Source organism: Streptomyces sp. NPDC007901, assembly GCF_042959465.1.
In the GTDB taxonomy this organism is placed as follows: Bacteria; Actinomycetota; Actinomycetes; order Streptomycetales; family Streptomycetaceae; genus Streptomyces.
In genome coordinates, this window is sequence record NZ_JBIBKW010000012.1 from 196,807 (window position 1) to 222,176 (window position 25,370).

The following is a 25,370-nucleotide window of genomic DNA, read 5'->3' on the forward strand; positions in this document are numbered from 1 at the left end:
TCAACATTTCCCGGAAGTAACGTCACGTTGTCGAAATCGCACTCGACTCCCATCCGGCAATCCAGGCGAAAACAAATGACCGCGTGTCGCGCGTGCGTCCGCACTGCCGGTCGAGTCGCTTTTTTGTGCGCGAGATCCCGCAAAGGAGCAATACATGGGCAGCGAAGAAACCGTGCGTGAGATCGATGCGCTCGTCGTGGGAACCGGCATGGGCGGCGTCATGGCATTGCGCACCCTCACCGCCGACGCCGGTCTCGACGCGATCGCCATCGACAAGGCGCCCAAGGTCGGCGGTACCTGGTACTGGAACCGCTACCCGGGGGCGCTTTCCGACACGCAGAGCTTCATGTACCAGCTGCCCTATGACAGGGAACTGTTCCAGCGGACCGACTGGCGCACCCGCTACGTCCCCGGCCCCGAGATCCGCCGGTACGTCGAGGACGCCGTCGACTTCTGGGACCTGCGCTCCCGGATCCAGCTGGAGACCACCCTCCTCCGCGCGGCTTTCGACGAGGAGAGCGCACGCTGGCACGTCGTCACCGACAAGGGGGAGTTCCGCGCCCGCTTCCTCATCACCGCCGCCGGCCTGCTCTCCCGGATCAACATCCCCGACTTCCCCGGCATCGACCGGTTCGGGGGCCGCATCGTCCACACCGCCGACTGGCCCGAGGACCTCGACATCACGGGCTTGCGCATCGGCGTGATCGGCAACGGCTCCACCGGCATCCAGTTCATGACCGAGGCCGCCAAGACCGTCGCCCACCTGACCTCGTTCCAGCGCACCGCGCAGTACACCGTCCCGGCCGGCAACCGCGAGTGGTCCGAGGCCGAGCTGGAGCAGTTCAAGGCCACCTGCGAGGACCGCTGGGAGGAGTTCCGCACCTCCAAGATCGGCTTCGGTGTCGACGAGACCACGCGCAGCATCTGGAGTGTCTCGGAGGAGGAGCGCGAGGCCATCTTCGAGTGGGCCTGGCGCAAGGGCGGCAACTACACCTTCGCCAACGAGACCTTCTGCGACGTCACCAGCGACCGCGCCGCCAACGAGCTCGCCGCCGACTTCATCAAGCGGAAGATCAAGGAGACCGTCAAGGACCCGGAGACGGCACGCAACCTCACCCCGACCGAGCTGTTCGCCCGGCGCCCCATCTGCGACTCCGGCTACTTCGAGATCTTCAACCAGCCCAACGTCACCCTCGTCAGCACCCGGGAGAACCCTATCGAGGAGTTCGTGGCCGACGGCATCGTCACCCAGGACGGCACCCTTCACGAGCTGGACGTCCTGATCCTGGCCACCGGCTTCGACGCCGTCGAGGGCAGCTACCGGAACATGGACATCCGCGGCATCGGCGGCAGGACCCTCAAGGAGCACTGGGCCGACGCCCCCCGCAGTCACATGGGCATGACCGTGTCCGGCTTCCCGAACCTGTTCATGGTCCTCGGGCCCAACGGCCCGTTCGTCAACAACCCCGCCGGCATCGGCGTCCAGGCCAAGTGGATCGCCCAGGCCGTCAAGAACGTCAAGGACACTCCCGGCGCCTCCATCTGGCTGCGCGAGGAGGCCGAGGAGAACTGGCTGCGGACCTGCCTCGACGCGCTCAAGGGCTCCCTGTTCCTGGAGACCGGGTCGTGGATCTTCGGCAACAACATCCCCGGCAAACGCAAGGCCCGCACCGCCAACTTCTACGTCGGCGGTCTCGACAAGTACATCGCGATCTCCGAGGCCGAAGCGGCCCAGGGATACCCCAGCTACGAGGTCCGCGTCCCGTCCGCGGTCTGACCCCCCCACCCCCGCACGCGGTTTGGAGAAGCACGCCATGCCTACTTACCAGACCATCTCGCCGTTCAACGGTGAGGTGCTCGCCGAGTACACGATGATGTCCGACACGGAGGCCGCCGAGGCGCTCACCCGGGCCACCGACGCCTACCGTGACTGGGCCCGGGCCCGGATCGAGGACCGGGTCGCCGTGCTCGCCCGTATCGCCGAGCTGCACCGGGAACGCGGCGCCGAACTCGCCGAGGCGATGGCGACCGAGATGGGCAAGCCGCTCGCCCAGGCCGAGGGTGAGGTCAACCTTTCCGCCTCGATCTACGAGTACTACGCCGGCGCCGGCGCCCGGTTGCTGGCCGACGAGGTGATCGAGATCGGAGCCGGGGGACGGGCTGTTGTCCGGACAGCGCCCACGGGCCCTGTGCTTGGGATCATGCCGTGGAACTTCCCGCTCTACCAGGTGGCGCGGTTCGTCGCCCCCAACCTGCTGCTCGGCAACACCGTCCTGCTCAAGCACGCCCGCTCCTGCACCCGCACAGCGCTCCTCATCGACGCCGTCGTCGCCGACGCCAACGCGCCACAGGGCGTCTACGAGAACCTCATCGTGTCGTCCTCGCAGATCGGCGCCCTGATCGCCGACATCCGTCTCCAGGGCGTCTCACTGACCGGCTCCGAGGAAGCCGGCCGGACCGTGGCCGAACAGGCTGGCCGGCATCTCAAGAAGTGCGTCCTCGAACTCGGCGGCTCGGACCCCTTCATCGTCCTGCCCGATGCCGACCTCGATCTCGCACTCGACCTGGCCGCGACCGGCCGGTTCAGCAACGCCGGCCAGTCCTGCACGTCCTCCAAGCGGATGATCGTCCACAGCGACCTCTACGACCACTTCCTCGAAGGGTTCCTCGACCGCGCGAAACAGTGGAACACCGGCGATCCGCTGAACCCGGAGACACGCATCGGCCCGATGGCGTCCGAGTCCGGCCGACGGGAGATCGCCGAACAGGTCGAGGATGCCGTGGCCAAGGGCGCCGAGCTGCACCTGGGTGGCGTGGTCCCCGACGGCCCCGGTGCGTTCTACCCGGCCACCGTCATCACCGGGGTCACCCCGGACATGCGCGCCCACAGCGAGGAGCTCTTCGGCCCCGTCGCCGTCCTGTACAAGGTCGACTCCGTCGAGGAGGCCGTCGACCTCGCGAACGACTCCCGCTTCGGGCTCGGGTCCGCCGTGTTCACCCGCGATGAGAACGTCGCCGCGGACATCGCCGAGCGGCTGGAGGTCGGCATGGTCGGCCTCAACACCCTCATCCGCAGCCAGCCCGACCTGCCCTTCGGCGGCGTGAAGGCCTCCGGGATCGGCCGTGAGCTCGGTCGGCTCGGCTTGGACGAGTTCGCCAACAAGAAGACCATCCGTCTCTCCTGACGGGTTCCGTCCCGCACACGGCGCCCTGCCCGCAACCCTCCCCGGCGGGCAGGGCGCAGCCGTGAACGGTACACACACCGCCCTGCGACTCACCCCCGAAGGACATGACGTGAAGCTCGTTTCCTACGATTCCCGCGCCGGCTGGCAGCCGGGCCTTCTCCACGGCGACCAGGTGTTCAGCCTCAACGCCGCGCTCTGGGCCGCCGGCCGCAGGGCCTCCTCCGACCTGCCGTCCGTCCGCGCCTTCCTCCAGACACACGGCGGCCACTTGCCTCAGATCGCCGCAGCCATCGGACGAGTCCTCGATGAGGGGGCCCTGAAGCCCGTGGGGAGCCTTGACTCCGTGCGGCTCGGGCCGCCGGTCACCGACCCGTTCAAGGTCCTGTGCGTAGGCCTGAACTATTCGGACCACGTCGGTGAGACCGGCCGTGCCATGCCTGCCCATCCCGATCTGTTCGCCAAGTTCGCCAGCAGTCTGATCGGCCCGTACGACGCCATCGACCGGTCCGACGTCACCGACAACCTCGACTTCGAAGGCGAACTGGCGGTCGTCATCGGCAAGGAGTGCAGCCGTGTGAAGGAGAGCGACGCCCTGGCGTACGTGGCGGGTCTGTCCGTCCTCAACGACATCACCGCCCGCGACCTCCAGTACCGCGGTACCCAGTGGCTCGCGGGCAAGGCCGTGGACCGGGCGACGCCCTTCGGGCCCGCGATCGTCACCCTGGACGAGATCGGTGACCCGCAGGCCCTGGACATCGAGACTTTCGTCAACGGCGCCCGAGTCCAGGGCTCCAACACCAGGCACATGATCTTCCCGGTCGCGAGGGTCATCTCCTACATCAGCCAGTTCCTCACCCTCGGCCCCGGCGATGTCATCGCCACCGGCACCCCCGAGGGCATCGGGGCGAAGCGGAACCCTCCCCTCTGGCTGCGTCCCGGCGACAAGGTCGAGGTCGTCCTGGAGAAGGTCGGGACCCTGCGCAACGAGATCCACTGAGCTGCCCCGCATCACCCCTCTGCGGAGCCGAACCCCCGGGCCGGCTCCGCAGACGTTTGCCAGGTCCTTCCGCCGCCCCGAACGGTGGCCGGAAGGACCGGGCATCAGACGCGGGAGGCGAACAACTCGGCCAGATGCTGCGTCGGCACGTGAGCCAGGTCGTCGAGCTGGACGCGGCAGGACATGCCGTCCGCCAGCACCACCGCGTCCGCGTGGACCCGCACTGCCGGCAGCAGGTGTGTCTCGGCGACCGCGACGCTGACCTCATAGTGTCCCTTCTCCACACCGAAGTTGCCTGCCAGGCCGCAGCACCCCTGCACCTTGGTGACCGTCGCGCCGGCCTTCTCCAGCAGACGCTGGTCGGTGTCCCAGCCGATGACCGCGCTGTGGTGGCAATGAGGTTGCGCGACCACCTCCACACCGGTCAGGTCGGGCAGCGGCAGGTCGAAGCGCTCGACGAGCTCGGCGAAGCTCAGCAGCCCCGACGCCAGCACGTCCGCCTCCTCGGCGTCGCACAACTCTCCCGCGTCGCTGCGCATTGTCGCGAGACACGACGGCTCCAGAGCCATCACGGGGATCCCGCTGCGGACGTAGGGCGCAAGGGTTCGCAGGGTCCGGTCGACGATGGTTCGCGCCCGGTCGAGCTGGCCGGTCGTGATCCAGGTCAGGCCGCAGCAGGCGTCCTCCCGGATGACACGGACCGTGAGGCCGTGCGACTCCAGGAACCGGATCGCCGCCAGGCCGGAGGCCGGAAAGAAGTGGTCGGTGAAGGAGTCGGCCCAGATCCACACATCGGTCGGCGTGTTCCTCGCGTGCGCCGCGTCCGTCGCCTTTCTCAGGGTGGGGGAGGCGAACCGCGGTACGGACCGACGGTGGTCGATGCCGGCGGCCCACTTGGCCAGCGCGGCGAGCGGTCCGGCACGCAGGAGCAGGTTGGCCGGCTTCGCCAGCGGTGCCGTGAGCCGGGCCCACTTCGGGAGCCGCCCGAGGAACAGATGCGAACGCGGCCGGCGCAGCCCGGCGACGTCGTGCCGCTGGTGCAGCACCTCGCTCTTGTAGGTGGCCATGTCGACGCCGCTGGGGCAGTCGCTCGAACATCCCTTGCACGCGAGGCACAGGTCGAGCGCCTCGGCCACGGCCGGGTCCTGCAGGCCGCCGCTCAGCAGGCCGCCGTCGAGCGCCTCTTGCAGCACCCGGGCCCGGCCGCGGGTCGAGTCCCGTTCGTCGCTCGTGGCGAGATAGGACGGACACATCACTCCCGCGGTCCTCGGGGCCACGCACTTCCCGACGCCGGTGCAGCGATGCACGGCGGCGCCCAGGTCCCCGGCGTCGTGCACCAGCAGCAGACCGGGACGCACCGGCGCCTGGGGGCGCACCGGGCGCAGGTCGTCGGTGAGCGGAACCGGGTCGGCGATGATGCCGGGGTTGAGGAGGCCGTCCGGGTCGCACACCGTCTTGACCTGCCGGAACAGGGACAGGGACGTTTCGTTGTACATCAACGGCAACAGCTCCCCGCGGACCCGGCCGTCACCGTGCTCTCCGGACAGCGTGCCGCGGTAGTCACGCAGCCGTGTCGCACAAGCGGTCATGAACTCGCGGAACACCGCGGCCGAGGCCGGGGTGCCGGGCCGGAACGGGAAGTCGATGCGGCAGTGGACGCAGCCGTCGCCGAAGTGCCCGTACGGAACGCCCTGCAGGCCGTGCGCCCGCAGGAGTTCCTGGAAGTCGCGCAGCCACGCACCGAGGTGCTCCGGCGGTACGGCGGCGTCCTCCCATCCGCCGTACGCCGGCGTGGACAGCGACCGGCCGGCGAGCCCGGCACCGTCCTCACGGATGCGCCACAGCGCGGCGGCCTCACGCGGGTCGTCGACGAGCCGCGTGTCCAGTGCGGCGGCCGCGGCGACTAGCCGCCGCACCGCGTCGGTCGCGTCCTCGCCCGCCACTTCCGCGAACAGCCAGCCCTGGCCCCGTGGCAGATCAGGGACCGGCGAACCCGTGGTCCGCACCAGATCCACGATGCGCGAGTCCATGCCCTCGCACGCGACGAGCCGGCCCGGCGCCGCGGCGAGCAGCGCCGGCACGGCATCGGCCGCCTCGGCCATCGTCGGGTATCCGAGCACCAGCATCCTGCGTTCGACCCGGTCGTCGACCAGCCGGACGGTCGCCTCAAGGACCGTGGCCAGCGACCCTTCGCTGCCGACCAGGAACCGTTCGAAGCGGCGCCGCTCGGGCAGCAGGTGCTCCAGTCCGTAGCCGCTGACCTGGCGGCCGAAGCGGCCGAATTCGGTACGCAGATGGGCCAGGTGGGCATCCCCGACGGCCGCCAGCCGTCTTGCGGTGTCGCCGCCGACCCGGCCGCCCTGTTCCAGGGACAGTTCGCCGTTTCCGTACAGCACGCGCAACGACTCGACGTTGTCCACCGTCCGCCCGTAGCCCAGCGCCCGCGAACCGCAGGCGTTGTTGCCGATCATGCCGCCGACCGTGCAGCGGCTGTGGGAGGACGGGTCCGGTCCGAACCGCAGCCCGTAAAGGGCAGCCTCGCGTTGCAGATCCGCGTGCACCACGCCCGGTTCCACTCGCGCAGTGCGCGCGACCGGGTCGATGTCGAGCACCCGGTTGAACCGACGGGTGTCGATGACGATGCCGCTGCCAACCGCGTTGCCCGCGATGCTGGTGCCCGCGCCGCGCATTGTCACCGGCATCCGCAGTCCACGCGCCACCTCGTGGGCCGCGATCACGTCGTCTTCGCGGCGCGCTTTCACGACCGCGGACGGGACGACGCGGTAGAGGCTCGCGTCGGAAGAGTACAGAGCTCGTGTCAGGGGCGAGTCGTCGAACTCGACTCCCGCAGTGCGAAGAGCGGCGGCGAGGTCGTGCTGTGCGTCAACGGGCATGCCTCACACTAACTAACGTAAGGTAGCTTCGCTACTGCGGCGTCACGGATGATCCTGACTAACGTAAGGTAGTTTCCGGCGCCGCACGGCGGTGCAAGCAGGTGAAGGAGGAGTCAGTGGCCGAGGAGCGGTGGCCCCGCGCGGTCGAGGAGTTCGACAAGCATCTCAGAGAGCTCGACTGGAGTCGGCAGAGCGCCTCTCGGCGGGCGATCCTGGAGGTGTTCCTCCGGCTGGCCACCGAGAACGGCTTCAACTCGGTCACCATGCGGATGATCGCCAAGGAGATGTCCATCAAGGCCCCGAGCCTGTACAACCACTTCCCGGACGGCCGCGACGAGATCGTGGCCGAGTCCCTTCGCTGGCACTTCTACAAGTTCGGTGCCGCCGTACTCGACGAGGTGCGAGGGATCACGGACGCCAGGGAGGGCTGGCGCCGGATGGTGCACGTGCACCTGACCCGACAGATCGAGCTTCCCGAGAGCAACCTGTGGGACCTGCTGGTGGCGACCGACCAGGTCGTCCACTTCCTGCCGCCGACGCTCCGCCACGAAGTCGACGCCTGGGTCGATCTGTACGAGGCGCTCTACCGGGCCGCGGCCGAGGACATGGGTTTCGGCGCCTCGGTCCAGCAGGTCAAGCTCGTGATGACGGTCCTCGAAGGCGCGAACCGCTGGGCCATGTGGGACGGCAAGCGGCGGTCGCTCGTACCGCTGGCCGAGAAGGCGAACAGCGCCACCCTCGCCCTGCTGGAAGTCGCCAAGGTCTGAAGGGACAGACGATGGCGCCGGACAAGTACCCCTCCAGTCCCCTCGTTCGCCGGGAAGGGCGGCCCCAAGGCCACGCCTTCGTGCCCCCGGGTGAGGGTCCTCGGCCAGGAGTCGCCCTGATGGAGTGGGAACTGCGGAGCGAGTCATGGACGGACGAGCACCCGCACGACGAGTTCAACTACGTGCTGGAAGGCCACCTGTTCGTCGCCTGTGACGGTGAGACCGTCGAGGCTGTCACGGGCGACGTGGTCCGGGTGCCGGCCGGAAGTGTCGGCCGCTACTGGGCACCGGAGTACGCCCGCATGGTGGCCGTCTACGCTCCGAACCCACAGGGGTTGGAGAGCCGCGTGCACGCCTACACGCGCTTGGATCCGCCTGCGGAGGGCAAGGACGGATCCGCCTCGTAGAGCGCTGCACCTCAGCGCTGAAAGCGCTCTCTGTCGTGGTGAAATGGCATGTACATTTATCCCGGCCGCGTGTGGGGTGTCGAGCCCCGGCCGGGAGCCGCCCCACGTCGGACGGAGAAGTGTTCTCATGGATCAGGCCGTACGGCGGCGGCGTCACGCGCTGTTCCTGCTCTTCCTGCTGGCCGGGATCGCCATGTCCTCATGGGTGACCCGTACGCCCGCGATCCGCGACCGGCTGGAACTTTCCACCGCGCACATGGGGCTGGTGCTGTTCGGGCTGTCGCTCGGCTCGATGGCGGGTATCTCCTGCTCGGGGCGGCTGGTGTCCAGGTTCGGGACGCGGCCCGTCATCGTCTGGGGGACATGGCTCCTCATCGCGGGGATGGCCGTGATCTGCTGGGGGAGCGCCTCCGCTTCGGCGCCGATGGTGACCGCGGGCCTGTGCGCCTTCGGCGCCGGGCTGGGCGTCGGCGACGTCGCGGTGAACGTCGACGGCACGGATGTCGAGCGGGTCGGCGGCAGGACCACGCTGCCCGCGCTGCACGGCTGCTTCAGCCTGGGCACTGTGCTGGGCGCCGGGGCGGGCATGGCGGCGACGGCGGCCGGCGTACCGGTGCACTGGCACCTGGCGGCGATCGTCCTGTTCGCCGCTGGACTCCTCGTCTACGCGGCACGCGCCATCCCGCCGGGCACCGGTCGTGCCGCGCCCGAAGAGCCGCACGAGGGCGGCGTGGGCAAGCGTCGCCCGGCGGTGTGGAAGGACGGGCGGCTTCTGCTCATCGGCGCGATCGTGCTGGCCATGGCGTTGGCCGAGGGGTCGGCCAACGACTGGTTGCCGCTGCTGATGGTCGACGGACACGGCATGGACGCCACATCGGGCTCCCTCGTCTACGCCGGGTTCGCCGCCGCGATGACGCTGGGCCGCTTTGGCGGCACTTTCTTCCTCGACCGTTTCGGCCGCACGGTCGTCGTCCGCGCCAGTGCCCTCTCTGGTGCGCTCGGCCTGCTCATCGTCATCGTCTCCGACAACGCTGTCCTTGCCGGAGCCGCCGTCCTGCTCTGGGGGCTGGGCGCCTCGCTCGGCTTTCCTCTCGCGCTCTCGGCCGCCGGGGAGTCCGGCCCGGACCAGACGGCCCGGGTCAGTCTGGTCGCCGTCATCGGCTACGTCGCCTTTCTCGTCGGACCGCCCGGACTCGGTTTTCTCGGCGGCCACGTCGGCCTGCGCCCCGCCATGCTCGTCGTTCTGGCCTGTGTCGTATGCGCCGCCTTCCTGGCCCCCGCGGTGGAGACCGGGGCCCACACCGGGGGCTCGGCCGGGAGGCGCGCCGTCGATGCCGACGTACCCGCCACGGCCGACGACGTGGGCTCGGCGTAACCGCAGACGGCACCGTGCTCGCCCCAGATCACCTGGCGTTCGTCGACGGCGCTGGAGCCTGTTGGATGGCGCGGTGGCACGTACGCGCCGACGCCCGCGGGCGAAGTGCGTCAGCGCCGCAGGAACGCCACGCCTCGCCAGGCGAGCGGCAGCAGTCCTGCCGCCAGGGTGGTTTTGAGCGCGTCGGTGACGAGGAACGGGGTGACGCCCAGGGCGATGGCGCGCTGGGCTCCGAGGTGCAGGTCCACGGCCAGCCACGCTGTTCCGGCCAGGTAGATGACGGCGTTGCCCAAGGTCATCAGTCCGATGGTCCCCAGGATGCCGCGGTCGTTGCCGCGGCGGGCGAGTTCGCCGACGAGGGCGGCGGCGAGGACGAAGCCGATGATGTATCCGAAGCCGGGGCCGCCCGGGCCGTGGGTGTGGCCGGCGAACCAGGGGACTCCCGCGGTACCGGCCGCGAGGTAGAGCAGCATGGCGGTCGCCGCGCGAACGGTGCCGAGCGCGGTGCCGGCCAACAGGACCGCGAGGGTCTGCAGGGTGAAGGGCACGGGGCTGAGCGGGGTGTGCAGGGAGATCTGGGCGCACAGGCCGGTGATGCCCGCGCCGCCGACGACTAGAAGGGTGTCCCGTAGGAGGGCGGATCCGGGGATGAGGTCGGCGAGGACCCCTGGGCGGTCGTTCGGCCGAAGGACGGCGGTCATGGTGGTCATGCCGGTACGGATCCGTTCTCGGAGGGGTGGGGGCGCGATGTGGGCAACAGGTCGGTGAGCTCGCCCACGCCGGCGACGGTGAGATGCGGGCGCTGTTCGGGCGGCAGCGAGGCGGAGCGGTCCGCCGTGTGGATACCGGTGGTCACCGCGATGCCGAGGGCACCTGCGCGCCGGGCCATCGTCATCTCCAGTTCCGGGTCGTCTCCGACGACGGCAAGGCGGTGCGGGTCGACGCCCAGACGTTTCGCGGCGCAGCGCAGGCCGGTCAGCGAGGGCTTGCCCACGATTTGGTCGGTGACGCCCGTGACGCTGCTGATCATGGCGCAGATGGCCCGGGAGGTGCCCAGTGCTCGGCCGGCGGCGCTGGCGAAGAACACCGACTGCGAGCTGCTGTACAGGGTGGCGCCGCCGAAGACGGCGTGGCAGGCGGCTTCCAGGTCGTCCATGGTGAACTCGGGGTACCAGCCGGCCAGTACGGCGTCGGCCTTCGGGTTTCCCTTCGGCGTGACGATCTCGATGCCGGCCCGCCGCAGGGGCTCCTTCAGTCCGTCGCCGCCGAGCACCAGCGCGCTGCGGTGGCCCATGGCCAGGAAGTGGTCGACGGCGCTGGTTGCGGGGGTGAGCATGGCGTCGTCGGGCAGGTCGAAGCCGATCTCACGCAGTGTCTGTGCGTATGCCTCGGGTGTGCGGGTGGTGCCGTTGGTGAAGGTGACCCAGGGCAGGTCGCGGGCGGTGAGGGCTGCGGTGAGTTCCAGAGCGCCGGGGAGGGGGGTGAGCCCGTGGTTGCGTCGGTCGCCCAGGACGAGCGTGCCGTCCATGTCGAAGACGACGCCTCTGATCGCCTGCAGACGGTCGGTCAGGTCGGCGGTCTCGTCAGCCGGTTCGGCGGTCACGGTGCAGCTCCAGTCGGAAGTCGGGCCGGTCCAGGACCAGTTCGGGGGTTGCCGGGCGCGTCCGCAGCCCGTGGAGCAGGTCGAGCACGGGCTTCAACCGGGGGTTGTAGTGCCGCCGGGCCGGACCGGCCGCCACCATGGCGTCCACCTGCTCGGCGGGCATGGTGGCCCGCAGGAGCAGTTCCTCGTCACTGATGCCGCGCGGGAAGCGCCTCCGGAGTTCGGGCACGGTGGGCGGGGGCGGTTCGGCGGCGAGTTCCTTCGCCCGGGGCCGGCGCAGGATGCGGTCGGCGACCTCCGGGTCCACGGGGGCGGTGGGGCGGCCGAAGCTGCCGAGCACATAGCGGATCACCTGGTCGGAGACGTTCTCGTAGCGTTCGGTGCCGATGACGTTGTAGAGCGCCTGGGTGCAGACCATCTGCGGGAAGGGGGTGACCATGATCGGGTGTCCGAGTTCGGCGCGGACGCGGGTCACCTCCTCGATGACCGCGTCGAAGCGGTCGCCGAAGCCCAGTTCGTCGAGCTGGCGGTGCAGGGTGGTCATCACACCGCCGGCCACCTGGTGGCGCATGAACGCCGCGTCGTAGTCCCGGGGGCCACCCACGGGCAGCCCCTCGGCCGCCGCCATCTGCTGGAAGTAGTCCGAGACCACTCCCAGCAACCGGTCGTCGATGTCCACTGTGTGGCCGAGTTCGCGCAGATTGGCCACGACCTGCTGGGCGTTGGGCAGGGACGTGCCGCCCGCGAGGGCTCCGCAGGCGACCTGGAGGGCCTGTACGCCCAGGTCGGCGGCCTTGAGGTAGGTCAGGCCTGGCAGGCCGATCGTGCAGTGGGAGTGCAGTTCCAGGGGGGTATCGTGAAGGTTGCCCAGGACGGCCGGGATCAGCGTGACGGCGCGTTCTGGAGTCAGCAGTCCGCCGGGGTCCTTGATGTAGACGCGGTCGATGTCCGGGCAGGCGGCCATCTGCGCGGCGAGCGCACCGTAGTGGGCGTCGTCGTGGACGTCGCTGACGGTGAAGGTCAGTGCCCCGACGATCTCGGTGGCGCCGGCCTGACGGATCATCCGCGCCGACGCGCGTACGGCGTCCATGTCGTGCATGGGGTCCAGGACGACGTACCGGGCGACTCCGTTGGCCACCAGCCGGTCGTAGACCAGCTGCATGAACTCGGGGTGGGCGACCTCCCAGGAGATGAAGCGCAGCCCGGTGCCGATGAACTGCAGGGGGGTGTTCGGCATGGCGCGGTGGGTGAGCCGGATGCGTTCCCAGGGGTCCTCGCGGTGGGTGCGCACCGCCATGCCCATGTGGGTGCTGGAGGTGTAGTCGAGGGCCCGGAAGCCCACGCGGTCCAGAATGGGGGCGATCTGGAGGATCTTGCCGGTGTCCAGTCCGGTGGCGCTCCACAGACTCTGGTTGCCGTCGCGCAGCGACACGTCGACGAGCTGGATGTCAGCCATGACTGCCTCCTCCGGTGGCCGATCCGGCGGTGTCGGTCGATCGGGTCGCCGGGTGGTCGCGAAGGAACCGGGTGAACCAGGCGGTGTCCACCCCGCCTTCTGCGAAGTCGGCTTCCTCCAGCACCGCTTGGTGCAGGGCGGTGTTGGTGCTGACCCCGTCGATCGCGCATCGGGCGAGGGCTCGGCGCAACAGGACCAGCGCCTCGTCCCGGTCCCGGCCGTGGACGATCAGCTTCGCCAGCAGGGAGTCGTAGTACGGCGGCACGGTGGCGCCTGCCTGAAGGTGGGTGTCGATACGGATGCCCTCCCCGAGCGGCCAGACCGCCTCGGTCACCGTCCCCGGGCTCGGCTGGAAGTCGCGGGCCCAGTCCTCGGCGTTGATCCGGCACTCGATGGCGTGGCCGGAGAAGGAGACGTCCGCCTGACCGAAGGAGAGCGATCGCCCTTCGGCGACGGCCAGTTGCTCGGCGACGAGGTCCAGCCCGGTGATGGCCTCGGTGACCGGATGCTCGACCTGGATACGGGCGTTCATCTCCAGGAAGTAGAAGGTGCCCCGGTCCACGTCGACGAGGAACTCGACCGTGCCCAGGCCCCGGTACTCCAGGTGCTTGCCGAGGGCCACCGCGGCGCGGTGCATCTCCTCGCGCAGGGCCGGGTCGAGGGCGGGAGCGGGGGCCTCCTCGATGAGTTTCTGGTAGCGGCGCTGCACGGAACAGTCCCGGGTGCCGAGGTGGACGACGTTCTCGCCGTCCGCGAGAAGCTGGACCTCCACGTGACGTCCGGTCGCGACGAAGCGTTCGAGGTAGACACGGGGGTCACCGAAGGCGGCGCCCGCCTCCGCCATGGCCAGGTCGATGGTGGCGGCCAGCGCGGCCGGGTCGTGCACCTGCTTCATTCCCCGGCCACCGCCACCGCCGACCGCCTTGATCAGGAGGGGAAAACCGATCTCCGCGGCGAGTCGCGCGGAGTCCCCGGCGTTGTCGAGCGGTCCGCCCGGTACCACCGGGAGCCCGGCCGCGATGGCGTGCCGACGGGCTTCCAACTTGTCGCCGACGGCCGCGAGCTGCTCGACGGTGGGACCGATGAACACGATGCCCGCCTCGGCGCAGGCCTGGGCCAGCCGCTGGTTCTCGGAGAGGAAGCCGTAGCCGGGGTGGATGGCGTCGACTCCCGCGGTCTTCGCCGCCGCGAGCACGGCGTCCACATCCAGATAACTGGCCGACGGCGGGGGAGGGCCGAGGCGGACCACCCGGTCGGCCAGCCGGGCGGGTACGGAGGCGAGATCGGCGTCGGAGGCGGCGAGCACCGACTCGATGCCGAGCCGCCGACAGGTACGCAGGATCCGCAGAGCGATCTCGCCCCGGTTGGCGATCAGGACACGTCGCAGGATCACGGCGTCGCCGCCCCTGCGGACGTCGTGTCGATGTGCATCAGCACGGCGCCCTGCTCGACGAAGTCACCGTCGGCCAGAGCGACTTCTGCCACCGTGCCGCTCGCCCCGGCGTACACGGAGTTCATCAACTTCATCGTCTCGACGATCCCGACCACCGTGGTCTCGGTGACCTCGTCCCCGGTCTGGACGAAGGGCGGTGCGCCGGGCTTCGGCGCGCGGTAGAAGGCTCCCGGCAACGGCGTACGTACCTCGGTCAGGCCTTCACGGGCGGACACCGCCTGCTTGTCCGGTGGGGTTCCGCCCCCGTCCGCCGGCTGCTCCCGCGCTGCACGATCGACCAGCACCGGCTCGGCAGTCGTACGGGCGGACTGTGTCCACTCGCCGTCGGTTGCACGGCGCAGCGAGAGTTCGAACCGGCCGGTGCGCAGTTGGAGGCGATCGACGTCCATGTCGTCGATGATCCGCAGGATGTCCTGGACGTCCTCGCCGGTCAGGCTCACGGGGTGCCTCCGCCTTTGCCGGCTCCGCCCAGCAGCGACAACACGTGGTCGAACGCCCTGGCCTTGGGTGCGGCCGTCGGCGCCTTCTCACGATTCGCCCATACCGTCTCGGGGCGGCTCTGGAGCAGGAAGATGTTGTGACCGGGCACGAGGTTGCGGGAGATCGCCCACTCGATGTCCTGCGGGGTCCCGTAGTGGGATTCGACCTGCCGGCCGATCCGTACCAGTTCGTGGATCTCCGTGTCGGACAGACAGGGCTCGCTTTGCAGGTACTCCGGTACGTCCTCCTCGACGACTCCGGCCCCGCTGGGGTCCATCCGGTGTTGGCGCAGCTTCGCCGATACTGTACGGGAGCAGATGTCCCCGGTGACCTTGCCGACCACGTACTTGTCGGGCGTCACATCGCCGCTGACGAGTGCCGATCCCAGGCCCCAGGACCCTTCGAGAGCCACGACGGATCGGTCTCCGGTGAGTGGGCTGCGGGTGAACATGACACCGGCGCAGCGCGGGTCGATCATGCGCTGGACGACGACGGCCATCGAGAGGTCCTGCTCCGGCAGGCCCAGCCGCCGCCGGTAGCTGACCGACTCCACGCTGTAGAGGCTGGCCCAGCAACGCCGGACGTGCTCCACCAGGGAGCCCTCGCCGCGCACCCACAGGTAGGTGTCCTGGAGCCCGGCGAAGCTGGCGTCCTCCGCGTCCTCGCTGGTGGCACTGGAGCGTACGGCGACGGGGGCGGGCTCACCGGGGGTGTCGGACTCGCTGTCCAGGTCCCGGTAGCGGTCCCGGATCGCTGCCGCGACCTCCTCCGGCAGCTCGGCCGCTTCGATGCGCTCCCTGATGGGCGCGGTCGCGCGGGCGATCGCCTCGGTGTCCTCGGCGTTCAGAGCCTCGACGCGGGCGCGGATCTCGCCGCCCGGGTCGAGGACGTGGAGGAAGGCCTCGAAGGCGGCGGTGGTCACGACATAGCCGGGCGGTACGGGGGCGCCGGCGAAGGTGAGTTCGCCCAGACTGGCGCCCTTGCCGCCGACGGTGGGCCGGTCGGTGAGCCGGAGATCCCCGAACCGGCGGACGAGGGGTGAGGTGTCCATCGTGGTGCTCCCTGCGTGGTCGAGGAGGTCAGTCGAGAATGGTGACGATGCCGCGGTCGCCGTCCACCCGCAGCCGCTGACCCGTGGTGATCCGCTTGGTGGCGTGTCCGGTGCCGACGACGGCGGGCAGCCCGTACTCGCGGGCCACGATCGCCGCGTGCGACATGGTGCCGCCGATGTCCGAGACCGCGGCCGCGATCTTGCCGAAGACCGGCCCCCAACTGGGCGCGGTCACCGGACAGACCAGCACCTCGCCTTCCCGTACCTGGCCGATGTCGTTGGCGCTCATCAGCACCCGGGCGGTGCCCTCGACCACGCCCGGCGAGGCGGCGAACCCACGCACCTCGTGGTCGCCCGCCACCGCCGGTGTCGACCAGGCCTGGATGGTCTCCGCGGTGATGCCCCACAGCATGCGCACCGCCGGGTCGTTGAGCGCCTCGGGGACGGGGCCCAGCGCCGGCGGCGGGGACCAGCCCGCGAGGGTCTTCAGCATCCCTCTCCGCTCGGTGACCATTCTCTGGACCCGGGCCGACCCGACGGGCTTGGTTCCTGCCGCCCAGGCGAGCATCACATCGGTCAGGGCCTGGCCGACCTCGGTGTGGCTCAGCTGGAATATGTCCTCGGTGTCGGCCAGGACACCCTGGTCGCACAGCAGCTCACCGAACTCGCGGACCTTCCCGTAGAACTTCGTGGTGAAGTAGTGCTCGCAGTAGAAGTTGTGGTCCTCGATGAAGGGGAACACGGCTCTGGCCAGACCGAGCATCTGGTCGAAGGCCGCCTGCTCGTCCTCGCCGGACAGCAGGGAGCGGTATTCCTGGGCGATGCGTTCGCGCTCCGTCCTGAGCTGTTCTGTGGGGCGGTCGAGCAGTTCGCCGCGCCGTGCCTGGTCGACGTAGCCGGGCAACGCCGCGAACGGCACCGTGAGGTCGTCGTTCCAGCTGCGGTGGTGATGATAGAAACCAGCGCCGGTCGACATGTTGAACCACGGCTCCCGTGCGTCGTCCAGGGCCGTCAGCCACTTCTGGCCAGCGTCCCCGCAGGCGGCGAGTGCGGCCAGTACCTTGTCCGGGTCGCAGCCCTCGACGAACAGATCGTCGACGCCGTACTCGACGGCAAGCTTCGCCAGCTTCTTCAGCTCGTCGTCGGGGCGATAGAGGATCACGTCGATCCCCGCGACCATGCGGGCCACGTCCTGGTCGGGAATCTCGGGGAACGACGTCTTGCAGAACTCGAAGAACACCACGTAGGCGCCGTATCCGAGCATGAGGAACTCCGTGTGGTGGTGCCACATCTTGGAGTACAGGTCCAGGAGCCGGTGGTAGTTCTCCCGCACGTAGTGGTTCTGGGGCACGCCCTTGGCCTGGAAGACGACGTCCGGGTCCTCGAACTCGGGCAGCCGGGGCACCTCGATGCGCTGCACCTCGTCGATCAGCCCGGTGATGCGGGTGACCCAGCCCTGGTAGAGCTCGTCCCAGTTCTCGTAGTAGTGCCCGGCCCGCTCGCTGAACACCGCGAGCCTGCGCTGGATCTCCTCGGGATCGGTGACCGGGTTCGCGGTGATGTAGACCCGACCGTTGACGATGCGGTGCTCGATGCCGAGCGTCGTGGGGAAGACGAACATGCGTGCCGTGTTGGCGCCGAGGGCGGTGTAGGGCGTCTCCGCCGTGACGGCGTCGAACGCGGGCATCGGCTCGGGGAAGTGCATCGCGTTGTAGAACCAGAACCGCTGGTCGTCCTCGGGCTGGAACCGGGTGTAGTAGGGGTACATCGACGCCCAGTTCTCGGCGCCGGCAACGTCGGTGAGTTCTGAGGGAAGCGGGAAGGAGGAGGCGGGTCTGGCATCGTTCACGGTGCTCTCCAAGGATGCGGCTCAGATGGCGGAGATGGCGGCAGCGGTCAGGGGGTAGTCGCGCTGGGTACGGGCGTACCGGGCGAGGGCGTCGAGCGCGCGGGGGTCGGCCACCGTGCTGCGGTCGGCCGCCTGCTCGACGGGTGTGCCGAGCAGGATCCTGCGCGCCGGCACCTCGAGCTTCTTGCCGGTCAGGGTGGTCGGGACGGCCGGGACCTGGATGATCCTGTCTGGTACATGCCGGGGGCTGTACTCCTGGCGGAGCCGGGTGCGGATCGTGTCCTCGAGACCGGGGTCGAGGGCCACGCCCTCATCGAGGGCGACGAACAGCGGCATGAAGAACTTCTCGTCCGGCAGGTCGAGACTGACGACCAAGGCCGCGGCGACCTGGTCCAGGGCTTCGACCACGCGGTAGATCTCCGCGGTGCCGATACGCACACCCTGCCGGTTGAGCGTGGCGTCGGACCGGCCCAGCACGAAGCAGCCACCGCGCGTGTTGACCTTGAAGAAGTCTCCGTGCCGCCAGACACCGGGGAAGTCCTCGAAGTACGAGCGGCGGTACCGCTCGTCCCCGTCCGGACCCCAGAACGTCACCGGCATGGACGGCATGGGCTCGGTGATGACCAACTCGCCGACCCCGTCGACGATTTCGTGACCGCTCTCGTCGTACGCGTACGCCGCGACACCGAGGGACCGTGCCTGCATCTCACCGGCGTACACGGGGAGAGTGGGCACCCCGCCGACGAAGCCGGTGCAGCAATCGGTGCCGCCGCTGCCGGTGGTGACCCACAGATCCGCCTTGACGTTGCGGTAGAACCAGGCGGTGCACTGCGGCGACACCGGTGAACCGGCCGGCATGACCGTGCGCAGGGCCGACAGGTCGTAGCGCTCGCCGGGCACGATGCCGGACTTGCTCATGAGGTCGACATAGGCCGGGCTGGCGCCGAAGAAGGTGGTCCTGGCGTCCTGCGCGATCCGCCACAGCACATCCGGCTCCGGATGGGCCGGGTTCCCGTCGTACAGCACCGGGCAGGCCCCGACCAGCAGGGAGCTGATCAGGAAGTTCCACATCATCCAGCCGGTGGTGGTGAAGAACAGCGGCCGGTCGCCCTCGCGCAGGTCCATATGGAAGGTCTGCAGCTTCAGCTGCTCCAGCAGGATGCCGCCGTGGCCGTGCACGATCGCTTTGGGCAGCCCTGTCGTACCGGACGAGAAGAGCACCCACAGCGGGTGGTCGAAGGGAACATGCTCGAACGCGAAGTCCTCGGCCGACACGGGCGGGTGGTCGAGAACCTCCTCCCACCGCAGGCCGCCGTCGACGACCGGCCGGGTGTCCCCGTCGCCGGGTCCGGGCAGGTGGATGACGTGCTCCAGGCCCGGCAGGGCCTCGGCGATGAGGCGTGCCTCCTCCCGGCGGTCGAAGGTCTTCCCGCCGTAGCGGTAGCCGTCGGCGCAGAACAGGACCTTCGGACGCAGCTGGCCGAACCGGTCGACCACACCTCGCGATCCGAAGTCCGGGGAGACGCTCGCCCAGACCGCGCCCACGGCCGTCGTCGCGAGCATCGCGATCGCGGCCTGCGGCACGTTCGGGAGATAGCCGCAGACGCGGTCGCCAGGACGTACCCCGAGCGAGCGCAGCCGGGTCGCCAGGATGCGCACCTGGCCCGCGAGATCCTCCCACGGCAACCCGGCCGGAGCAGCGCCCTCCGAGCAGAACAGCAAGGCGTCGGTCCCGGGGCGTTCGTGGCGCAGAACATGCTCGGCATAGTTCAGCCGGGTTCCGGGAAACCACTGCGCGCCCGGCATGTCCCGGCTGCCGAGCACCGCGGAGTACGGCGTCACTGACCGGATGCCGAAGTAGTCCCACAGCGCACCCCAGAAACCCTCCAGGTCGGTGACGGACCAGCGCCACAGCTCGTCGTATTCGTCGAACCGCTGCCCGCGCTCGCGGACCAGCCAGTCCAGGAAGCCCGTCATGTTCGCTTCGGCAAGCCGCTGCGGGCCGGGCGTCCACAGCAGCTCGCCTTCTGCCACCATCACGGGCTCGTCGGCCGTGCCGGGCCTCGAATCAGGGACCGGTGAGCTCGCTGCTGCCTCGACGGCCATGTCGCCTCCTTGCGTCACGAAGCGAACGGTCCACGACAGGCCATGGCCCAGGCAACCATCGCCTGCTAACTTTTCACCCAGTGAAATCGATAGGACATCTCCGCAGGTGAGAGCAGGTCCCATGCGGAACTACCAGGTGAAAACGATCAGCTCCTTGGAACGCGGGCTTCAGGTGCTGCGGGTCCTTCAGGAGATGCGTGCCGCGAGCCTCCACGATCTGCATCAGGTAACCGGCATCCCCAAGGCCACGCTGCTCCGGATCCTTCACACGTGCAACCAGCAGGACCTGGTGTGGCAGCGGCTGGCCGACGGGGCGTTCATCGCGAGCCTCAGACCGCAGCGCGCCCCGTACGACGACGCCGAGTGGCTCGGCGAACTGGCGTCGCAGGTTCTGGAAGAGCTGTGCGAACGCGTGATGTGGCCCTCCGTGCTGACCGTGCCGCGCCTGGACTACATGGAGACGATCGACACGAACAGCCCCAAGGCCTACTTCGACGAGGTCGTCCCCGTCGCCCCCATCGGCTTCCGCTCGCACATGCTGCTCGGGGCCTCGGGCCGGGCCTACATCGCCTTCTCTCCCGAACGAGAGCGGGAAGCGGTCCTGCGCCGCCTCCGCGAACACGACGCGCCCGGGAACGAGTACGCCCACGACCCTGAATGGCTGCGCCGCCTGCTGGCGACCACTCGGTCACGGGGGTACAGCGTGCGGGCACCTGAGTACGACTTCGACGGACGCAACTCGATCGCTGTTCCGATCCGTGTGCACGGAGAGGTGCTGGGGTGCGTCAACGTGACCTGGCGCAGGACGGTCATGTCCGCACAGGAAGTGGCGCGTCGTCACCTGCATGACCTGCAGGACGCGGTGCGCCGGATCGAGGAAGGGGTCGCGGCAGAGGCCCCACGACGACTGGGCGGCCCCGCCGCGGGCGCGTGAGGCCCGATGGCGCATCCGGCGCCGTAGGTCAGTCGACCGCTGCCACCCGCAGCGCCTCGCGATGGGCTCGGGCAGTGGTCATCAGCGCGTCGAGTGCGTTCCGAGTACGGACGAGGTCGGCGATGTGCCGGGTCAACCGGTCGTGCTCCTGCTCCATGCGCTCCAGCGCGGCGTCGGAGTTGCTCTCACTGGGTGCGTCGACGCACGGCAGCAGTTCCGTGATCGTACGGCTGGACAGCCCCGCGGCGAACAACCGCTGGACGAATTCGACCCGCTCCACGTCGATGTCCGTGTAGTGCCGCTGTCCGCTGGCACTGCGGGTGCTGGTGAGCAGACCCTGCTCCTCGTAGTAACGCAGGGAGCGGACGCTGACGCCGGAACGCGATGCCAGCTCGCCGATCCGCATGTCGCCCCCACCTTGTGACCCTCGACACGGGCCTTGCCCCTGACACCACTGTGAGGTTCTAGCGTAACGGTCGTGCCCGAGCCCCGGGCGTCATGGATCAAGAGGAATGGTGAGGCGTATGCGAGCGGTTGTCGCCCGGCGCTACGGCGGCCCCGAGGCCCTGGAACTGATGGAGATCGAAAAGCCGGAGCCCGGTGCCGGATCGGTGCTGATACGGGTGAAGGCCGCAGGGGTCAACCCGGTCGACCGGCACGTCGTCGCCGGCCACCTCGACTCGATCCTGGAGGTGAGCCTTCCGCTGGTGCCGGGCTTCGACGTCGCGGGCGTGATCGAGGCCGTCGGCCCCGGCGTCACGGAGTTCTCCGCCGGTGACGAGGTTTTCGGCTACGTCCGGACGGAGCAGGTGCAGCACGGCACCTACGCGGAACTCGTCGCCGCACCCGTGCACACCCTCGCGCGCAAGCCCGCGTCGCTGACCTGGCAGCAGACGGCCGGCCTCCCGCTCGTCGGGCTCACCGCGTTGCAGTCGCTGTCCCGGGTGGGTGCCCGGTCGGGGGAGACGGTCCTGGTGCACGCGGCGGCCGGCGGTGTCGGTTCCGTCGCCGTGCAGATCGCCGTGGCCAGGGCCGCCCGGGTCATCGGTACGGCCAGCGAACGCAACCACGAGTTCCTGCGCTCCCTGGGCGCCGAACCCGTCGTCTACGGCGATGGCCTGGCCGAGCGCGTGCGGGAGCTGGCTCCCGAGGGTGTGGACGCCGCCGTGGACTGCGTGGGTGGTGACGCCGTGGCTGTCTCCCAGGAACTGCTGAAGGACCCCTCCCGGGTCGCCTCGATCGTCGACCCCGAGGTGACTCAGCACGGCGGACACCAGGTATGGACGCAGCCCGATCCCTCGGACCTCGCCACCCTCGCGAGCCTCGCAGACGCCGGCGGGCTCACCGTCCACATCGACCGTGTGCTGCCCTTGGCGGAGGCCGCCGACGCCTTCCGCCTCAGCGAGACCGGACGGGTCCGCGGCAAGATCGTGCTTGAGATCGGCTGACCATGGGGGCGGTGCGACGAAAGGGGTGGTTCGTCAGCGCAGTCTCTTCCGCGCGGGAATCCTGGACCGGCTGACCGTCGGCAGTAACTTCACCGAGACCGGAACCGACTCATACCGCCTCTCTCGCACCCGTGCGCAGCAGGCAGCGACCAACACAGGGTGACCTGAGGTTTCACACTGTGAAGGCCAGCCGGAGGTGCCCGGCGCCGTGCCGCCGCTCCTGCCCGTCGGGCAGCACCAGTACGTACGGCAACGGGCTGTCCACCTCGATGCCCGCGGCGTCGAATGCGACCGACAGCAGGCCCGCCGGAGTCGGCGCCGCGCCCTCGACCCGTTCCAGCAGGCCGTAGGCAGGGGCGACACGGGCACGGCCGAAGCCCGGTTCGCCGGGGGTGACGCCGAGGACGTGGGTGACCAGGTCACGGGTGGGGGTCGAGCTCCAGCCGTGGACCGGTGATCCCCAGTCCCAGCACTCACCGAAGGTGTCGTAGCCGTCGCGGAGGAAGACGCTCCAGTCACGTATCGCTCCGATCAGCTCGGCGGTTCTTCCGGCGACGGCCGCCGCGTCGTGGACCAGGTAGCTGAGGAACGGCTGGGCCCGGACGACTTCTTCCTCGGCGTCCCAGTCGACGCGCCGGACACCGCGCAGTTCGTCCCCGATCTTCCGGTCGTCGTAGCCGCCGTCGCCACCGATCCAGGACCGGGTGACCAGACGGGAGGGGTCCATGACGCGGTCGATGATCCGCTGGTGGCGGTGCGTGGGAGCGAGACCCGAGACGATGGCGGCGGCGCCGGCCGCCTGGGAGGTCGCGGGCTGAGGTGTGCCTTGCACGATGTGGTCCAGGTAGGTTCCGCGCCGCTCGTCCCAGAACATCTCGAAGCCGTCGCGGACCCGCTCCCACAGGCCGTTCGCCCAGGCCGCGTCGCCGTGGTTGTCGAGAAGGACGCTGATGTCGGCGTATTCGCGCAGGCCCCGCGCCCACAGGGCGGTGACGACGGAACTCGCGCCGGTGGCGAACACGCTCGACCAGTCCACCAGGTTCCACTCGGGTACGTCGCTGAGTACGCCGTCGCCGGTGAGGTGGGGCAGGTACCAGGCCAGAATCCGCCGTGCGGTGGGGGCGAGTTCCGCCAGCAGGTCGCGGTCGGCGGTGTAGCGGTAGAGGTTGTGGACGCCGTGCAGCCAGTGCAGGGACCAGTCCGGGATGGTCGTACCACCGCTCTGCTCGATCTCGCCGACCACGCTCATCGGCAGGATGCCGTCCGGGCGCGGTGAGTTGCCCAGTTCCACGTACCGGCGGGCGAGCTGCCAGTCGGTGGAGGTGGTCAGGTGCACCATCTGGTGCACCACGCCATCCCCGACCCAGGCGCGCTGCTCGCGGGTCGGACAGTCGGTGAAGGCGTCGTGGGAGTTGAGCTCCACGGTGCGTACCCCGGCCGTGTAGAGGGCGTTCAGTTCGGGATCGCTGCTGCGGAAATACGCGTTCCCGGCGCGGGGGTAGAGGTATTCCCGCACCTCGATCCCGTTGACGCGGACGGGGCCGTCGCCGCTGATCAGGGCGTGCAGATAGCGGAACCCATTGACCTCCAGGGCCTCGAAACGGTCCGCGTCGCCACGGGCGGTGTATCGGGCACCGGTGTTCGGGGACGACATCGGCTCCGGCACACCAGGTCTGTGCGGTGACTCCCGGTACATCAGGTCGACCTGTGTGCCCCGAGGTGCGTCCAGGTCAACCGTCAGGAAGCCGCAGACGATCCGCCCCATGTCGACGACCAGGTGCTGGTTTTTGCCCGGGCCGGGAGCCAGTTCCACCGGGAACACGGCCGTGGTGGGAGCCGGACACGACGGATCGCCGAGGTGGGCGCGGACTCGGGCGACCGGATGAGGATGGTCCGTGGCCTCGGCCGGCGGGGCGGCCGCGACCATGGTCGGGGTGAGCCGGGCACCGCCGAGCGGTCCGATCGGGCGGGGGAGGAGCGGCCCGTAGGGGTCGGTGGGCGGCCGACTGCGGGCCAGGGCACCCATGTGGAGGGCGGGAATGATGTGCGCGGAGCGCCAAGCGGCGTCGGGCGATCCGGTCTTCCAGTCGTGGGGGAGCTTGCGCGCGTCGAGGCATTCGACGGGGAGGCCGTCGATTCCTTCGGCGGCGGCGATGTGCCAGGCGCCGGGGTCCAGCACCTGCCAGGTGTCGTCCGTCACCAGCAGCCGGTCACCGAGATCCGCTTCGAGGACGAGCACCGCGTCCCGGCCGAGGGTCGCGTTCGCGACGGCGGGCTGCCAGAAGGAGTTGGCCTGGCCGTAGTAGGTGACCAGGACGACCAGGGTGTTCTCGCCCTGCCGTGCGAGCGGCGCCAGATCCAGATCGTCGTAGTGCAGCCGCCGAGGCTGCGAACGTACGGGGCCGCGCCCGGCTTCCGCTCCGTTGAGGTGGACGACGTAGCGGGCGTCGGCGGTGATCCGGGCCGGTATGGAGCCCGGCACAGCAGTCAGGGTGAACGACGTGCGGAACAGATACCGGCCGAACGGGGCGCGGGAGACCGGTTGGCCAAAGCCCGCCAGTTCGGGTTGTTGCGCCTTCGGCCCGATCCAGTGCCCCTGCCAGGACGGGTCCCGCAGGACCACGGGGGAGGTGCGCGAGGGAGACGGGACGGCAGCGTGCATGGCGCACCTTTCAGGACAGCCTCGTCAGGACAGGTAAAGCAGGCACAGTAGAGCACACCTCCCAACTAGTTGGTAGGGGACGCGGCAGGGCTTTGCAGGGAGGAAGGCCGAACGGAATCCAGGCTCTGAATCGATTCACGCGTTCCCGTCGGCATGACGGAGGGTGTGGAGGTATGTCCAGACCCCCACCCCGTCGACGTGTCGATGATTGCCCTCGTGGCGCGGCTTTTGGGGGCCTGTTGAAGGCTCATGTGGCTGGAAAACGCCTACTCTGGCGCGCTCCATTCGGTGCCTGAACGGTGGCCGCATTGCAGCCTGAGAGGTTAAAACGTTTCACGAAGAGGGCTTGCCTGTGTCCGCTGGGGCGGCTACGTTACGGCCACATCTCGCACCGGCAGGATCGGCTGAGCGCGAGCTGTCGGTGGGGCCGACAGGTCCGCGAGCGGCGCGTCCGCTCGTCCGGGTCGCCCACGTTTCGCTATCGCGTTTCGCCGCATCAGGGGACCCCTCATGTCCGAACGCCAAGCAGCCTGAGCCCGAACCGGCACCCTCAACGGGTTGCTGTGGCGCCCGGCAGGGCAGGCCGGCGCACCGCCCTGCCCTGCCGCCGGTCCCGTCTTTCGCTTCGGGTGCCTCCCGGCATCCGCCAGGTGGGCCGCCGTCGGCGGTTTCGATCCCCACCCGTCCGACCCGACCTCGTCAA

General features: G+C 69.6%; 19 protein-coding genes. 8 read left to right on the forward strand and 11 right to left on the reverse strand.

The window, feature by feature from the left end; genetic code table 11:
• Nucleotides 1-154 precede the first annotated feature (154 nt).
• From ACFZDK_RS34140 to ACFZDK_RS34150, 3 genes are all read left to right on the forward strand, one after another.
• Nucleotides 155-1,777, forward strand: a complete 1,623-nt coding sequence (locus ACFZDK_RS34140; protein ID WP_390977846.1) for an FAD-dependent oxidoreductase — start codon at nucleotides 155-157, stop codon at nucleotides 1,775-1,777.
• Between the two features lie 37 nt (nucleotides 1,778-1,814).
• Nucleotides 1,815-3,185, forward strand: coding sequence for an aldehyde dehydrogenase family protein (locus ACFZDK_RS34145; RefSeq protein ID WP_390977848.1), 1,371 nt, complete (start codon nucleotides 1,815-1,817; stop codon nucleotides 3,183-3,185).
• A 109-nt stretch (nucleotides 3,186-3,294) separates the two neighbouring features.
• Complete coding sequence (locus tag ACFZDK_RS34150; protein WP_390977850.1) at nucleotides 3,295-4,182, forward strand: fumarylacetoacetate hydrolase family protein; 888 nt, start codon at nucleotides 3,295-3,297, stop codon at nucleotides 4,180-4,182.
• Between the two features lie 104 nt (nucleotides 4,183-4,286).
• Here the strand turns inward: ACFZDK_RS34150 and ACFZDK_RS34155 are convergent, their stop codons facing one another.
• The gene (locus tag ACFZDK_RS34155) at nucleotides 4,287-7,076 is read right to left on the reverse strand and encodes an FAD-linked oxidase C-terminal domain-containing protein (RefSeq protein WP_390977852.1); all 2,790 of its coding nucleotides are present in this window, start codon (nucleotides 7,074-7,076) and stop codon (nucleotides 4,287-4,289) included.
• Between the two features lie 116 nt (nucleotides 7,077-7,192).
• On the opposite strand from ACFZDK_RS34155, the gene ACFZDK_RS34160 reads away from it, so the two are divergent.
• The 3 genes from ACFZDK_RS34160 to ACFZDK_RS34170 all read left to right on the forward strand — a co-directional run bounded on the left by ACFZDK_RS34160 (nucleotide 7,193) and on the right by ACFZDK_RS34170 (nucleotide 9,625).
• Entirely contained in the window at nucleotides 7,193-7,843 is a 651-nt protein-coding gene (locus ACFZDK_RS34160; protein WP_390977854.1) for a TetR family transcriptional regulator, read from the forward strand.
• Between the two features lie 11 nt (nucleotides 7,844-7,854).
• Nucleotides 7,855-8,250 (forward strand): cupin domain-containing protein, encoded by a 396-nt coding sequence (locus ACFZDK_RS34165; protein ID WP_390977857.1) that lies wholly within the window; start codon nucleotides 7,855-7,857, stop codon nucleotides 8,248-8,250.
• Between the two features lie 76 nt (nucleotides 8,251-8,326).
• Nucleotides 8,327-9,625, forward strand: coding sequence for an MFS transporter (locus ACFZDK_RS34170; protein ID WP_390978082.1), 1,299 nt, complete (start codon nucleotides 8,327-8,329; stop codon nucleotides 9,623-9,625).
• A gap of 110 nt (nucleotides 9,626-9,735) precedes the next feature.
• Here ACFZDK_RS34170 and ACFZDK_RS34175 read toward each other — a convergent pair whose 3' ends face one another.
• From ACFZDK_RS34175 to ACFZDK_RS34210, 8 genes are read right to left on the reverse strand one after another with little or no spacing between them, the layout of a single operon-like run.
• The gene (locus tag ACFZDK_RS34175; RefSeq protein ID WP_390977859.1) at nucleotides 9,736-10,335 is read right to left on the reverse strand and encodes a biotin transporter BioY; all 600 of its coding nucleotides are present in this window, start codon (nucleotides 10,333-10,335) and stop codon (nucleotides 9,736-9,738) included.
• Nucleotides 10,332-11,228: an HAD family hydrolase gene (locus tag ACFZDK_RS34180; protein ID WP_390977861.1), complete on the reverse strand. Its 897-nt coding sequence runs from the start codon at nucleotides 11,226-11,228 to the stop codon at nucleotides 10,332-10,334. Before ACFZDK_RS34180 ends, ACFZDK_RS34175 begins: the two co-directional genes overlap by 4 nt.
• Complete coding sequence (locus tag ACFZDK_RS34185) at nucleotides 11,209-12,684, reverse strand: biotin carboxyl carrier protein (protein WP_390977863.1); 1,476 nt, start codon at nucleotides 12,682-12,684, stop codon at nucleotides 11,209-11,211. The genes ACFZDK_RS34180 and ACFZDK_RS34185 overlap by 20 nt, the downstream gene beginning before the upstream one ends.
• A complete protein-coding gene (locus ACFZDK_RS34190; RefSeq protein ID WP_390977865.1) occupies nucleotides 12,677-14,077 on the reverse strand; it encodes a biotin carboxylase N-terminal domain-containing protein in 1,401 nt (466 codons plus the stop codon). The genes ACFZDK_RS34185 and ACFZDK_RS34190 overlap by 8 nt, the downstream gene beginning before the upstream one ends.
• Entirely contained in the window at nucleotides 14,074-14,577 is a 504-nt protein-coding gene (locus ACFZDK_RS34195; RefSeq protein WP_390977867.1) for a biotin/lipoyl-containing protein, read from the reverse strand. The genes ACFZDK_RS34190 and ACFZDK_RS34195 overlap by 4 nt, the downstream gene beginning before the upstream one ends.
• Nucleotides 14,574-15,668 (reverse strand): PEP/pyruvate-binding domain-containing protein, encoded by a 1,095-nt coding sequence (locus ACFZDK_RS34200; protein ID WP_390977869.1) that lies wholly within the window; start codon nucleotides 15,666-15,668, stop codon nucleotides 14,574-14,576. The genes ACFZDK_RS34195 and ACFZDK_RS34200 overlap by 4 nt, the downstream gene beginning before the upstream one ends.
• A gap of 28 nt (nucleotides 15,669-15,696) precedes the next feature.
• Entirely contained in the window at nucleotides 15,697-17,517 is a 1,821-nt protein-coding gene (locus ACFZDK_RS34205) for a PEP-utilizing enzyme (protein ID WP_390977871.1), read from the reverse strand.
• A 21-nt stretch (nucleotides 17,518-17,538) separates the two neighbouring features.
• Nucleotides 17,539-19,623 (reverse strand): acetoacetate--CoA ligase, encoded by a 2,085-nt coding sequence (locus tag ACFZDK_RS34210; protein ID WP_390977873.1) that lies wholly within the window; start codon nucleotides 19,621-19,623, stop codon nucleotides 17,539-17,541.
• 154 nt (nucleotides 19,624-19,777) lie between these two features.
• Between ACFZDK_RS34210 and ACFZDK_RS34215 the strand changes: the two genes are divergently transcribed.
• The gene (locus ACFZDK_RS34215; protein WP_390977875.1) at nucleotides 19,778-20,557 is read left to right on the forward strand and encodes an IclR family transcriptional regulator C-terminal domain-containing protein; all 780 of its coding nucleotides are present in this window, start codon (nucleotides 19,778-19,780) and stop codon (nucleotides 20,555-20,557) included.
• Between the two features lie 28 nt (nucleotides 20,558-20,585).
• Here the strand turns inward: ACFZDK_RS34215 and ACFZDK_RS34220 are convergent, their stop codons facing one another.
• A complete protein-coding gene (locus ACFZDK_RS34220; protein ID WP_093790033.1) occupies nucleotides 20,586-20,963 on the reverse strand; it encodes a MerR family transcriptional regulator in 378 nt (125 codons plus the stop codon).
• Nucleotides 20,964-21,081: 118 nt separating this feature from the next.
• Here ACFZDK_RS34220 and ACFZDK_RS34225 point away from each other — a divergent pair, with 118 nt between their 5' ends.
• On the forward strand, nucleotides 21,082-22,005 hold the full coding sequence (locus ACFZDK_RS34225; RefSeq protein ID WP_390977878.1) for a zinc-binding dehydrogenase: 924 nt from the start codon (nucleotides 21,082-21,084) through the stop codon (nucleotides 22,003-22,005).
• A 172-nt stretch (nucleotides 22,006-22,177) separates the two neighbouring features.
• Here ACFZDK_RS34225 and ACFZDK_RS34230 read toward each other — a convergent pair whose 3' ends face one another.
• Nucleotides 22,178-24,667, reverse strand: a complete 2,490-nt coding sequence (locus ACFZDK_RS34230) for a family 78 glycoside hydrolase catalytic domain (protein ID WP_390977880.1) — start codon at nucleotides 24,665-24,667, stop codon at nucleotides 22,178-22,180.
• Nucleotides 24,668-25,370: the final 703 nt, after the last annotated feature.

Coding starts and splice junctions, on each gene's coding strand:
- ACFZDK_RS34140 (WP_390977846.1), top strand. CDS start 155: ATGGGCAGCGAAGAAACCGTGCGTGAGATCGATGCGCTCGTCGTGGGA.
- ACFZDK_RS34145 (WP_390977848.1), top strand. CDS start 1,815: ATGCCTACTTACCAGACCATCTCGCCGTTCAACGGTGAGGTGCTCGCC.
- ACFZDK_RS34155 (WP_390977852.1), bottom strand. CDS start 7,076: ATGCCCGTTGACGCACAGCACGACCTCGCCGCCGCTCTTCGCACTGCG.
- ACFZDK_RS34165 (WP_390977857.1), top strand. CDS start 7,855: ATGGCGCCGGACAAGTACCCCTCCAGTCCCCTCGTTCGCCGGGAAGGG.
- ACFZDK_RS34175 (WP_390977859.1), bottom strand. CDS start 10,335: ATGACCACCATGACCGCCGTCCTTCGGCCGAACGACCGCCCAGGGGTC.
- ACFZDK_RS34185 (WP_390977863.1), bottom strand. CDS start 12,684: ATGGCTGACATCCAGCTCGTCGACGTGTCGCTGCGCGACGGCAACCAG.
- ACFZDK_RS34200 (WP_390977869.1), bottom strand. CDS start 15,668: ATGGACACCTCACCCCTCGTCCGCCGGTTCGGGGATCTCCGGCTCACC.
- ACFZDK_RS34210 (WP_390977873.1), bottom strand. CDS start 19,623: ATGGCCGTCGAGGCAGCAGCGAGCTCACCGGTCCCTGATTCGAGGCCC.
- ACFZDK_RS34220 (WP_093790033.1), bottom strand. CDS start 20,963: ATGCGGATCGGCGAGCTGGCATCGCGTTCCGGCGTCAGCGTCCGCTCC.
- ACFZDK_RS34225 (WP_390977878.1), top strand. CDS start 21,082: ATGCGAGCGGTTGTCGCCCGGCGCTACGGCGGCCCCGAGGCCCTGGAA.
- ACFZDK_RS34230 (WP_390977880.1), bottom strand. CDS start 24,667: ATGCACGCTGCCGTCCCGTCTCCCTCGCGCACCTCCCCCGTGGTCCTG.